The organism is Psychrobacter sp. DAB_AL43B (genome assembly GCF_900168255.1).
GTDB lineage: Bacteria > Pseudomonadota > Gammaproteobacteria > Pseudomonadales > Moraxellaceae > Psychrobacter.
Map to the genome: position 1 here is coordinate 887530 of NZ_LT799838.1, position 12736 is coordinate 900265.

The 12736-nt window shown below is 42.3% G+C and carries 10 protein-coding genes and 1 pseudogene; 9 read left to right on the top strand and 2 right to left on the bottom strand.

Annotation, left to right across the window (positions count from 1 at the left end):
- Nucleotides 1-236: 236 nt before the first annotated feature.
- From DABAL43B_RS03840 to DABAL43B_RS03855, 4 genes and pseudogenes are all read left to right on the top strand, one after another.
- On the top strand, nucleotides 237-989 hold the full coding sequence (locus DABAL43B_RS03840; protein ID WP_079690684.1) for an IS5 family transposase: 753 nt from the start codon (nucleotides 237-239) through the stop codon (nucleotides 987-989).
- A 28-nt stretch (nucleotides 990-1017) separates the two neighbouring features.
- A pseudogene (gene surE, locus DABAL43B_RS03845) lies at nucleotides 1018-1803 on the top strand (5'/3'-nucleotidase SurE); the annotation flags it as partial.
- 187 nt (nucleotides 1804-1990) lie between these two features.
- The gene (locus DABAL43B_RS03850; protein WP_079691147.1) at nucleotides 1991-2803 is read left to right on the top strand and encodes a LysM peptidoglycan-binding domain-containing M23 family metallopeptidase; all 813 of its coding nucleotides are present in this window, start codon (nucleotides 1991-1993) and stop codon (nucleotides 2801-2803) included.
- A 123-nt stretch (nucleotides 2804-2926) separates the two neighbouring features.
- Nucleotides 2927-4231, top strand: a complete 1305-nt coding sequence (locus tag DABAL43B_RS03855) for a lytic murein transglycosylase (RefSeq protein WP_079691148.1) — start codon at nucleotides 2927-2929, stop codon at nucleotides 4229-4231.
- A gap of 130 nt (nucleotides 4232-4361) precedes the next feature.
- Here the strand turns inward: DABAL43B_RS03855 and DABAL43B_RS03860 are convergent, their stop codons facing one another.
- Nucleotides 4362-5210 (bottom strand): UDP-2,3-diacylglucosamine diphosphatase, encoded by an 849-nt coding sequence (locus DABAL43B_RS03860; protein ID WP_079691149.1) that lies wholly within the window; start codon nucleotides 5208-5210, stop codon nucleotides 4362-4364.
- Nucleotides 5211-5245: 35 nt separating this feature from the next.
- Nucleotides 5246-5761, bottom strand: a complete 516-nt coding sequence (locus tag DABAL43B_RS03865) for a peptidylprolyl isomerase (protein ID WP_079693025.1) — start codon at nucleotides 5759-5761, stop codon at nucleotides 5246-5248.
- A 386-nt stretch (nucleotides 5762-6147) separates the two neighbouring features.
- On the opposite strand from DABAL43B_RS03865, the gene DABAL43B_RS03870 reads away from it, so the two are divergent.
- From DABAL43B_RS03870 to DABAL43B_RS03890, 5 genes are all read left to right on the top strand, one after another.
- The gene (locus DABAL43B_RS03870; protein ID WP_079691150.1) at nucleotides 6148-7887 is read left to right on the top strand and encodes a glutamine--tRNA ligase/YqeY domain fusion protein; all 1740 of its coding nucleotides are present in this window, start codon (nucleotides 6148-6150) and stop codon (nucleotides 7885-7887) included.
- Between the two features lie 216 nt (nucleotides 7888-8103).
- Entirely contained in the window at nucleotides 8104-9369 is a 1266-nt protein-coding gene (locus DABAL43B_RS03875) for a TerD family protein (RefSeq protein ID WP_079691151.1), read from the top strand.
- Between the two features lie 303 nt (nucleotides 9370-9672).
- Nucleotides 9673-10311 carry a peroxiredoxin gene (locus tag DABAL43B_RS03880; protein WP_079691152.1) on the top strand — a complete coding sequence of 213 codons (639 nt, stop codon included), beginning with the start codon at nucleotides 9673-9675 and terminating at the stop codon, nucleotides 10309-10311.
- A 248-nt stretch (nucleotides 10312-10559) separates the two neighbouring features.
- Nucleotides 10560-11222: a glutathione S-transferase family protein gene (locus tag DABAL43B_RS03885; protein ID WP_079691153.1), complete on the top strand. Its 663-nt coding sequence runs from the start codon at nucleotides 10560-10562 to the stop codon at nucleotides 11220-11222.
- 458 nt (nucleotides 11223-11680) lie between these two features.
- Nucleotides 11681-12655, top strand: coding sequence for an META domain-containing protein (locus tag DABAL43B_RS03890; RefSeq protein ID WP_227516736.1), 975 nt, complete (start codon nucleotides 11681-11683; stop codon nucleotides 12653-12655).
- Nucleotides 12656-12736: the final 81 nt, after the last annotated feature.

Below are 12736 nucleotides of genomic sequence, written 5' to 3' on the forward strand. Positions count from 1 at the left end.
GGCTAGGCTTAAGAAAAAGCATAAAAAACTAGCAAGCATGAAAAGCCAATAGAGTCGTTGATTATAGCAATTTTACGATAATAAAGTAGATAAGTAGACAGACGGTCATTTATAAGTATATTGAGCAAAAATAAAATTTTTAATTAGGGCGTGTTGAACATTGGCGATAAAGTGTTGGCAAAAAAAATAGCGAACGTCTAATCTTTAAGTTCTCACACCAAAAGATCACGTTCGCTATGCCTCGTACCATGCTCAAAGATGAACACTGGACTAGACTAAGACCTATCTTACTAGAACTGAATATTTATGACAAAGGAAATCTAAGACAAACAGTTGAAGGTATACTTTATCGAATGCGCGTTGGTTGCCCTTGGCGTGACTTACCCGAGAATTTTGGTAAGCCTAATACCATCTACAAAGCTTATCAACGCTGGTTTCGCAGTAATAAGTTGATTGCGTTGTTCGCTTTATTAATCAAAGATTCAGACCTCGAATGGGTATTTATCGATGGTACTCATATTAAAGCGCATCAGCATAGCAGTGGTGGTAATGAGAACCTGCAAGGTATTAGCAAAAGTGTGGCAGGACGTGCCACTAAGATCCATTTAGCGGTTGATGCTCATGGTAACCCAATCACTTTTATCTTATCAGATGGCACCACTCATGATGTGAAGATAGCACCAGACTTAATTGATAACATAGATTTGAGCGCAACAGTGACCGTATGCGCCGATAAGGGTTATGATTCTGAGGCACTGCGGGCGCATATTAAACAAGCAGGGACGCGTGATAACATCCCTCGAAAACGAAACACGAAGTCCTCTAACGACCATATGGATTGGGACTTGTACAAAGTCCGCCACTTAGTAGAAAACGCTTTCGCTAAACTAAAAAACTATAGAGCAGTTGCCACAAGATTTGATAAGCTCAAGCAAAGTTATGAGAATACGGTGGCTCTTGCTTGTGCTTATCTCTGGTTGAAATTATGAATGTTCAACACGCCATAGTAATGATGATGGGGTTCATGCTCCAGGATTGTTGGCACTATATCAGGCATTATCCAGTATTGGTGAGGTCATGGTGGTTGCGCCAAATAACGAGCAAAGTGGCTGCGCGAGCGCATTGAGTATCACAGCGCCTTTATATGCTCATCAATTAAACTCTGGTTTTATTGCCGTTAATGGCACGCCTGCTGATTGTATTTATCTAGCGTTACATGAGTTATATCGCCATACACGCTTTGACTGCGTAATTACCGGTATCAATTCAGGTGCCAACCTCGGTCAGGATGTTTTATTTTCTGGCACCTTTGGGGCGGCATTGACCGCGCAGCTTTTTGGCATACCAGCTATCGCGACGTCCTTAGTAGGCGGCGGGGTAAAAGGTGAAGGGCGAGAGCATGCCAGTCATTATCAGATGGCAGCAGATGAGATTGTTAAATTATTGGTAGACACACCCATATTAGATGCTTGCAAAAATTTGCCCTATCACGTATTAAACGTTAATATTCCTGATGTTGGTAGTGTTGATGATATCAAAGGTCGCAAAATAACGGCTTTGGCTCACAGTCAGATTGCACGTCCTGTCCACAATATGGTCGACCCACGCGGACGAGATGCTTACTGGTTATCTCTACGCAAGTGTCAGAATGAGCTGGCAGCAGAAAATGAAGACGTTCAATCATCTCCAATAAACTTGACAGATGAGCAAGCGGTTGCTGCAGGTTATATTAGTCTATCACCAGTACGACTACACCATACGCCAACAGACACACTGGATAGCCTCTCCGCGCTAATTTTATAAGCCATCTTGTATGCAGGTCATGCCTAAAAGATAGTTTGAATTATTAGTCGCAAAAGATGAGAGAAAATAGTTACTATCGAGTGAATTATGATGGTATTTGCCAAAAACTAAATGGTATAAAAGTTAGCAAAATGCTTGTGAGTAACACAAGGAGTTTGTGAGTAACATAAAGAATAGGAAATCTTGTATGAATAAGCTTATTGCTGGATCGCGTTTTGCAACAGTGGCATTGGTTGGCACTATAACGGTAGCCACATTAACGATGGTGGGCTGTGCAACGAAGCCTACTTACCAATCGGCCAACCAAGCTGGACCCAAAATTATTACCAATGGTCAAGGTGTCCCTAACTATCATCGCGTACAGCGCGGCGATACAGTCAGTCAAATCGCCGAGCGCTATCGTATCAGTTACCGTCAAATCGGGGCGCTCAATGGTTTAGACAGTAAATATACAATTTATAGTGGTCAATGGCTCAAGTTGTGGCAAGGTGAGCCGGTACGTGCTACCAATAACAATCGCTACAATGCCTCTAACAATACCTCTGCGCCTGCACAACCAACCTACACGCCGCCAGTGACGAGCGCACCCAATTATTCACAGAACCCCGTCTATGAAGTAACCGCTAATGCAACCTCTGGTTATGAATATCCGACTCGCAACCAAATAACCCGTAACTTTGATGCGGCAGCTGGCACGATGGGTATGTGGTTCGCTGGCACAGCGGGCGATCCGGTACTTGCCAGCCAATCAGGTACGGTGCTTTACTCCGGTAATGGTCTACCAGAATACGGCGAGCTCATTATGATTCGTCATAGCGATAACTATATCACTGCCTACGCTCATAACAGCCAGTTGCTCGTCAAAGAAGGCGATAGTGTTCAACGAGGTCAGCGTATTGCAAATATGGGTAGCAGTGGTCAAACCAATCAAGTGGGCTTAGAATTTCAAGTGCGCTTAAATGGCAATCCTATCGATCCTCGTGCGGTACTAGGGCGTTAAATTTGCTGCAATTTATTTCGTTGCTTGGCTATTGAGTGGCTTTAATGAAATTATGTTACTTAAGCTACTTTTATTAAATGGATTTATCTAAGCCACCTTACTTATTGATACTTGAGACTTCTTATGCAATTAAAAAAACAATACCTTACCCTTTTTCCAGCCTTGGTCATGGTCGGGTGTACGAGTCAGCAGGCGATGCAGCAGCCTAACAAGCCTGTTCGTCAAGGTAATGTTCAAATTACTCAAACCCAAACCATTCAAGTGAAGCCAACCCCAGTGCCAGTTATCAAACCGCAGCCAGTCGCAAAGCCAAGCTATAATAGCTTTTCTGATTGGAAATCTGACTTCTCTATGCGGGCTATTTCATCAGGTCATGATGCTTCGACGGTTCGCCGTCTGCTCGATTCTGCTTATTTAAATCAGCAAGTCATCTCGCTTGATTCAGGACAGCCAGAGTTTTCTAAAATGCCATGGGAATATGTCGATTCTGCCGTATCAGATGGGCGCGTCAGTACTGGTAAGCGTAAATTTGCTGAGCAACGGTCATTTCTATCGCAGTTAGAATCACAGTATGGTGTCAATGCAGAAATAATCGCTGCGATTTGGGGCATGGAATCGTCATATGGCGTGGTGACTGGCAATAGCAGTATACCAAGCTCACTTGCCAGCCTTGCTTATGATGGTCGCCGCCAAGAGTTTGCTGAAACTCAGTTATTATCATTAGCGACGCTATTGCAGCGTGGAGATGTGTCTTGGTCACAGCTTGATGGCTCTTGGGCAGGTGGCATGGGGCAGACTCAGTTTATCCCTGATACCTGGCTTAAGCACGGGGTCGACGGTGACGGTAATGGACATCGTAACCCATGGGCAACGGGCGACGCTTTGGCGTCTACTGCTAATTATCTGAGCAATTCAGGTTGGGTACGTGGTTTGGCACCTTTCTATGAAGCAACTATTCCATCGTCATTTGATTATTCGACCGTTGGTACCAAGCAAACTGCTGCTAGATGGGCGTCGATGGGCGTCGATACGATAGCCGATGTATCCTTGGATGGTAATACTCAAATGGAGCTATGGCTGCCAGCTGGTAAAGACGGTCCAGTATTACTATTAAGTCCAAACTTTGATGTTATCAAAGTTTATAACAATTCATCAAGCTACGCGCTTGGGGTCAGCTTATTAGGTAAAGCGCTTGTCGGACAAGGTGGCTTGCAAAAGTCATGGCCGCGCTATGAGCGTCCATTATCGACGTCGCAAGTACGCAATTTACAGCAGCGTTTGACCAGTTCAGGCTATGATACAAAGGGCACAGACGGTATCGTAGGTACCAATACTCGCAATGCGTTCCAACGCTGGCAAGCAGACAATGGTCAGACGCCAGATGGCTTTATCACTCAGCGCAGCGCGTCTTCATTGGCGGGGTGGTGAGATAGGGTAAAGTCATTATTTTTAGATAATCGCTATTTGCGGTGGTTGTTTAAAAATAACGATGCTAATGCATAAAAAAACTCCGTTCTATAACGGAGTTTTTTTATTATATGAGAATGACGGTAGCAGTTTAAACAGTGATGTTAAATTCAAACAATCCAAACTCTGCACTATCAGCAACAATATCTTCATCTACGTTTGCTGTAATCGCACCAATAACAGCGCTCACTTTAGGTTGGCGCGTTTCCTTATCAAGTAATCGCCAATCACCAAGGACATAGCGACTTTTGCCTTCATTACTTTGGTGGATTTCAGGACGATGGGTGTGACCATGTAGCAGGGCGTCAAAGTGATGAATAGCTTTGTTCACTGCTGCTTCATTAACATCCATAATATGTGCCGCTTTATTGGCGTTATTCTGCTGACTTTTTTGCCGCATATTATCGGCGATTGCTAAGCGTTTTTCTAACGACTTATTGAGCAAATACCACTGCGTTATACGATGACGCATGATTTTGCGAAAAAACTGATATTTTTTATCGTCGGTACATAAGGCATCACCATGTTCTAAGCGATAAGTCAGCTGTCCAACAGGCAAAGTGTACGGCTCATAAATAAGCTCGCCACCGAATAGATTACAAAACGGTTGACCCAACAAAAAATCACGATTGCCATGCATGACTAAAATCTCGCAGCCAGCAACACGTAGTTTTTTCAACTGAACAATAAGCGGTGTGAGCCAATGTTTCTTCCGCTCATCTTCTGATAGTGATAGATAAACATCGTCACCAAGCCAGACTTCAAACCAGTCGCCTAAGATAAATAGACGCTTGAGCGCAGGCAAGGCAAGGCAATCATCGAGCAGCGCCAAAAAAGCCTGCACTAAGGCAGGCTCTTCAGGCGATAAATGCAAATCGCTAATCAAAACTTGCCGTACCTCATGAGGGCGGGTCGTTATTAAATGATTAAAACTTTGCATTTATCTTTATCCTCATCACTTACAGTGAGTAACGATTATTCAGAAATAATAGTCGCTGATTTGATAATAACTGGCTCTGTTGGTACATCTGCATGCATACCAAAACGACCGGTTGGAACGCCTTTCATTTTTTCGATCACGTCCATACCGCTTGTCACTTTACCAAATACAGTATAGCCCCAACCTTGCATATTTTTGCCAGAATGGTTTAAGAAGTCGTTGTCTTTTACGTTTACAAAGAACTGGCTAGTCGCTGAATGTGGGTCTTGCGTACGTGCCATCGCAATCGTACCAGCATCATTTTTCAGACCGTTGTCTGCTTCGTTTTCTACTGGCTTATTGGTTGCTTTTTCATTCATGTCAGCGTCCATTCCGCCGCCTTGAATCATAAAGCCGTCAATGATGCGATGGAAAATTGTGCTGTCATAATGACCAGATTTTACATAGTTTAAAAAGTTTTCAACGGTTTTTGGTGCTTTTTCTTCGTTGAGTTCGATGGTGATTGCACCCATACTGGTGTCAAGTTCTACTACTGGTGGCATGTCTACCATGGGATATTCCTTCTTTATTGCAGCGCCTAAAATGACGCTGTTAAGTGGTGGATAAAAAGTTGGTGGATAAAAAGTTATGGCTAGTCTAACGGCTTTTTTATCCTGTGTCATGTATCAGGCTGTTAATGCCTTTGCAAAAGCTGATAGAATAACGCAACTTTACCCATATATAAACGATTTTGACAAAAAGTCATTATCGCTTGGCGTTTATAAGCCACTGTTTTTATGGCTCAAATTTTATAACCCAAGTTTTTGTAAGCCAGCTTAAATTTAATAGCTAAGGTTGGCTTTGCGATATCGTTTTACTTTACTAAATATTTTGAATTTTCCATGAGGCGTGATGGCACGTCGCATGAATTGACCATTTGCGTTAGGAGCAATGCCCGATGAGTGAGCACTCAAACAACCCTGTACAAAAAGACGAGCAAAAGAATGACTTTATTCGTAATATGATTCGTGAAGATGTTAGCGCGCAAAAATACCAGCAAATTGTCACGCGTTTCCCACCTGAGCCAAACGGCTACTTGCATTTGGGTCACGTAAAATCCATCTGCTTAAACTTTGGTGTGGCTGAAGAGTTTGGTGGTATTTGTAACCTGCGCTTTGATGACACCAACCCAACGGCAGAAAAGCAAGATTATATTGATAATATCAAAAATGATGTGAAATGGTTGGGCTTTGAGTGGGCAGGAGAAGCGTACCATGCGTCAGGGTATTTCGACCAACTGCATGCTTGGGCGATTCAGCTTATCAAACAAGGCGATGCTTACGTAGATTTGCAGTCGCCTGAGCAAATCAAAGAAAGTCGTGGTTCATTCAATGAAGCAGGCACAGCGTCACCACATCGTGATGCCAGTGTTGAAGAAAACCTACAACTTTTTGATGATATGAAAAATGGTAAATACGCTGAGGGTAAAGCGATATTGCGCGCCAAGATTGATATGGCAAGCCCAAACATGAATATGCGCGACCCAGTTATCTACCGCGTCATGCATCAAGCGCATCATCAAACGGGTGATAAATGGTGCATTTATCCTATGTATGATTTTGCCCATCCGCTCTCTGATGCGCTCGAAGGTATTACCCATTCGCTATGTACGTTAGAGTTTGAAGACCATCGCCCATTTTATGATTGGGCAGTAGAAAAAGTTGGCTTTGAGCAACCGCCACATCAGTATGAGTTCTCGCGTCTAAATGTTGACCATACCATGACCAGTAAGCGCAAATTAAAGCAGCTGGTTGATGAAGATATCGTCAGCGGTTGGGATGATCCGCGTATGCCGACGATTGCTGGCATGCGTCGCCGTGGTTATACCCCAGAAGGCTTACGCGATTTTTGTGAGCGCGTAGGTGTGACCAAAGTAGACAGTGTTGTTGACTTTCGTTTATTAGAATTTAGTATTCGTCAGTCACTAGAGACGACGACGGCGCGCGGTATGGCAGTACTTAAGCCATTAAAAGTAACGATTACCAACTTTGCCGATGCGGTGAGTAGTTGGGAAACTGAAAAGGCGGATAGCGTGAATGCGCGTTTTGACGATGCCACCCAAACCTTATGGTTAACGCAACCAAACCATCCTAACGTCGATATGGGTGAGCGTGAGATTCCTTTTACTGAAACCTTGTATATCGACCAAGGTGATTACGAAATCGAGCCGCCAGCAGGTTATAAGCGTCTGTCACCAGAAAAGAACGAGATTCGCCTGCGTAATACCTATGTATTGGCAGTGACTGAGCATGTTTTAGATGACGCTGGCAATGTGGTTGAGCTAAAAGCAACAATTGATTCTGCAACACTTGGCAACAACCCTGAAGGTCGTAAAGTTAAAGGCGTCATTCATTGGGTATCAGCCAGCCAAGGCGTGCCAGCGACGGTACGCATGTATGAGCAGTTATTTAGCGCTGAAGACCCAAGTAGCGTCGCTGACGTCCATCAAGCGCTAAATCCCAACTCATTGACTGAGCTGAATGCTGTTGTTGAGCCGTCGCTTGCTAATGCTGGAGCTGGCACGCGTTTTCAGTTTGAGCGAGAAGGCTATTTTATCTCTGATAGTGAAGATCACAGCAGTGATAAGCCAGTCTTTAACCAAATCGTTAGCTTACGTGACAGCTACAAACCCGCTTAATTGATAAGAATTGCCGCCGCTAATGTTTATTTAAGCTATTACTGAACAATAGTAGTTTGCAAGCTTGCCCATTTCTAGTACGCTAGGGATGGGCTTTTTTGTGGTAAATTAGATGGTGTTCTTATGTTAGATTAAAAATAGCAGCCTATGGATATCTTAGGTTAAGTTTTTGAATAAAAAGCAGTTTTATATAAAATCATCATTAGGATAATAATAATGCTAAATCTAAGTATGGGTCAAAAAGCCAAGTTCACTGAGATTGGTATTGCGCAGCAGTTTACCTTGATTGCAGAGCTAACAGCAGGCGCTACCGTGATAGATGTGGCGTGCTTTGGGCTAGATGGACAGCAAAAGCTGGTAAGCGATGATTATATGGTATTTTATAATCAGCCAAAAACGCCCTGTGGCGCTATCAGTTGGCAAGCAACCGCGAGTCAGCAGCGCTTTGATATTGACCTCAGTAAATTACCCGATTCCGTAGATTATTTGGTATTGACGGCAACAATCGATGGTCAATCGACCATGCGAGAGCTTGGCACTAGTCATGTCATGTTGGAGCAAGCAGGACAGATACTTGCAACCTATACATTTGACGGCAGTGCATTTGATAGTGAGCGCGCCATTATGCTATTACAAGTTTATCGTAAAAATGAAGTCTGGCGTATTAATGCCATTGGCCAAGGTTTTAATGGTGGTTTGAGTGTTTTGGTCACACATTTTGGTGGTGAAGTGGCTGACGATGAAGTAGTAGACAAGCAGTTAGAAGAGAATAAAATCACTCAAACTCAGAGTGATTCTGCCAAAAATCTAAATAGCCCATCACAATCTCAACCTTTTAATCTAAAAAAAGTAACGCTTGATAAACCGGGTAGCGAACATCGAATCAATCTTACCAAAGGTGGCAACGATCACTTAGTGGTAGAAGCCATATGGATAGATAATGGCGATGCCAGTGCTAATAATGATGATTTGGATTTGCGCGTCGGCATACTCGCGCACAACAGCAAGGATATGAGCTATATTCATGCGCCAGAGCAGATTGGCAGTTTAACGGCCATGCCTTACCTACAACATCAGGGTGATATAAAGGTTGCCAGTATCAATGAGCCGGGCAAAGAAACCGTTTTGGTCAATCCTGACATTGCTAAGCATTATGGTGGTAAAGTTGCACTGGTGTTCTCCGTCTATTCTGCGGTATCAAACGGTGCCGTTTCTATTGCCTCACTACAGCCTAAAATGCGCATGAAATATCACGATCAAGTGATAGAATGTGTCTTTAATATTCAGGCATCTCCCAAAGCCAAAAGCAGTTTTGTTTATACCTATGTGATCGGTATCGCAATTATAGATGAGGATGGCATTACCCTGCAGCATTCAGGAGAGACGAGCAAACGTGGTAGTGAAGCGACACCAAGACTGACATGGAAAGGGGATAAAGTGGGGTTGAAAATTGATGGTGCAGCGATGTTTAAGCTGAGCTAATATAAGTTGCTGATTAAAGTGTATGTATTGATCCATGCTGTAGACTGTTAATATAGTCATAACATAAGCTAGTTATTTACTTCTTACTTAATTATTGTACTTAGTCTTCTTAACCCAAAATGGAATAACTGCATTACAATCCATCACAAGACATTCATAACCAGTTTGCTAAGATAGAATAGGATTTTTGCTGACGTGCTTGGAGTTATTGTGTAGTATTGACTGAGCACGTTCAATAATAATAGAGCGCATGGATACTTTTAGATCATAGCGCTCATCACAACCATAAATAAGGAATCAAGCATGGCACATTTACGTTTAGGCGATACCGCACCAAATTTTGATGCAACCACCACTGATGGTGATATCAATTTCTACGAATGGGCAGGTGACAATTGGGTGGTTTTCTTCTCGCATCCAGCAGATTTTACCCCAGTATGTACCACTGAGCTTGGTCGTGCTGCTGCACTAAATGGCGAGTTTCAAAAGCGTGGCGTGAAGCCAATTTGTATCTCTGTTGATGGTATCGATGATCACCATGCGTGGGCAAAAGACATCGGTGAAACTCAAGGTACTGAGCTGAACTTCCCAATCATCGCTGACCCTAATAAAGAGGTGGCGAATCTTTATGACATGCTGCACCCTAATGCAAGCACCACTGCGACGGTGAGAAGTGTCTTTATTATTGACCCTAAGAAGAAAGTGCGCTTAATTCTGACGTATCCAGCCAGCTGTGGTCGTAACTTCGATGAAATCATCCGCGTGATTGACGCTATTCAACTGTCTGATGAGTACAACATCGCAACGCCAGTAGATTGGAAAGATGGTGATGACGTGATCATTCCACCAAGTGTCAAAAATGAAGATATCGCTGCAAATTATCCTAAAGGTCATACAGAAATCAAGCCGTATCTACGTACGACGCCAGCACCTAATAAATAATGAGCTTGACTACATGATTTTGATTAAAATATGATTAAGAAAGCCCCATAACATCACGCTGTGGGGCTTTTTGCTATTTAGTTTAGTATCAGAGCGGCAAGCTGAATAAGGCTTTGCTATGATGAGGAGAGTAAGCTATAACTTATATAGAGTATCGATAGTTATCTTCTGTACTCGATAGTGCAACAACCATAATAAAGTGTATCAGCGCTGAGCCGCTTTTTAATTCATATTACAAGGAGTTTGTTATGAAAAAATTATATGTCACCCGTACGGCACCCAATCCACGTAAAGCCCTTATTTTACTAGCATCAAAAGGCATTGATGTGGACGATATAGATGACCTCGATGTAGTAGATATTGATTTTGCTGTCAATGAGCAAATGTCAGAGGCATTTACCAAAATTAACCCCATGCAAACCGTGCCGGTTTTGACATTAGATGATGGTACGGTACTGAATGATTCGCAGGCAATTTGTGAATATCTCGATCGAGTTTATGGTGAGCGCTCGGTGATGGGCAACGATGTGGTACAGCGTGCGCAAGTGTGTTCTATGCGCCGCATCGCTGAGTTTGAGGTGCTGTATAACTTTATGTTGGCATTTCAGCATAGCCATCCATCAAAAGCTCAGCGAGTCGAACAAGTGCCGGAGTTTGTCGCGCCGTCTATTGCACGCGCTGTTAAAGCATTGCCTTATTTTGAAAACGCCTTAAAAGGTCATAATTACTTAGTTGGTGAGCAATTAAGTTTTGCTGATATTGTGCTATATCTGGGTTTAGATTTTGGCAAACTCCTTAAAGTGAACCCTAATGAGCAAGGTGAGAATCTTGCCCGTTTTTATCAGATGATGAATGAGCGTTTTAGTATCAAAAATATGGCAAAAGCCAAACCTGCTCATGAGGGCGAATAACGTAATTTTTTAAAGAGCTAGGCATTATATAGTCCGTTCACTATAAAAGAGGTACGCTAAAAATAGCGTTATGCTGGGATAAGTTTTCCTCGCTTGCTGTGTGCTTCGCACTCCAGAGGCTTCGCAAAATTTATCCCAGCAGCACTGTATTATTTTTAAATTGAATCGACTATAGATAATAAAAAATCTTGAGTAGCGGGTATGATGCTTAGCTACTCAAGATTTTTTTAATACATTTATTTGATCAAAAAACAATCATAGCAGTTACTGTTAATTACTATCAATTTATAAAACTAAACACTTCGTTACACCCATAGCAGACACGAGCGTTATAGTGGTCAAACTATTAAGCTATATAAAAAATTATTAAGCTCTATGAAAATAGATATAATCACTCTCTGGATAGATATAGCTACTCTTCGGATTGTGAAAAGGTTTAGCCACAAGGTATGACTGTTATGACACCATTTTTTATGACGCCATCTTTTAAAAAATTGTCTTTTAGATTTGCCTTATTGCCAAGTATGCTAGCAATAAGTTTAGCATTAGGTGCTTGCCAAGATACTTCTGTTTCAACTGATGAAAATATCGAGGTAGCTGATGCCAATGCTAGTGCCGCAAATGTTGATATAGAGAATGATAGTGTCACGTTAGATAAGGCGGGCGAGATGAGTGCTGAAGAACAGATGATTGCCAACCTTTCAAGTTATCGTTGGACACTGGTATCTGTAACAGATAAAGGTGCTCAGCCATTAAATATGCTGATGAAAATTAAAGATCAAGTACGCTTGTCATTTAACCAATATCAAGGTCAAAATACTTTAATCTATAGCGTTGGTTGTAATACTATAAGTGCGACATATCAGCTGCAAGAATCTACCTTAACTATCAAAGACAGCATGAGTACTAAAATGTCTTGTGGGAATCTTGATAAAGCTGAAAACAGTTTAAGTGAGCTGATGCAAGGTGACAGCCAATTAACCTTAGTAGGAGATGATCAGTCTAAAGATGAGGGCTCTATGGGCGATAATCCAATGTTGACGCAAGTAACAAGTGACGCTGAGACTTTAATCTGGAAAGGTAGACTGACGTCGCAAGCTAAGTACAACAGTAAAGGTGAGACTGTATTTTGGGCGGTGAACTCTAAAATGATACCATGCGAAGATAATAGCTCACAGATGTGTCTGCAAGTAAAACCTATTACTTATGATGACCAAGGTATTAAAACCAGCGAAGGTGAGTGGGCGGCATTTAAAGGTGAAATAGATGGCTATCAACATGATGGCAAACATGACGAAGTGCTAAGATTACAGCGCTACCAGTTAAATAACAGCGAAACGGCAGAAGACAATACTACAGGCGCTTTAAATGAATCAGATGAAGAGTATGCCTATGTATTAGATGCGGTTATTGAAAGTTCGGTTGTCAAATAGCGCTATTAATAATTTTTATTAAATAGGCGGCATCTATAGCCATAAAAAACACGCGCCATGAGACGCGTGTTTTTTTGTGGC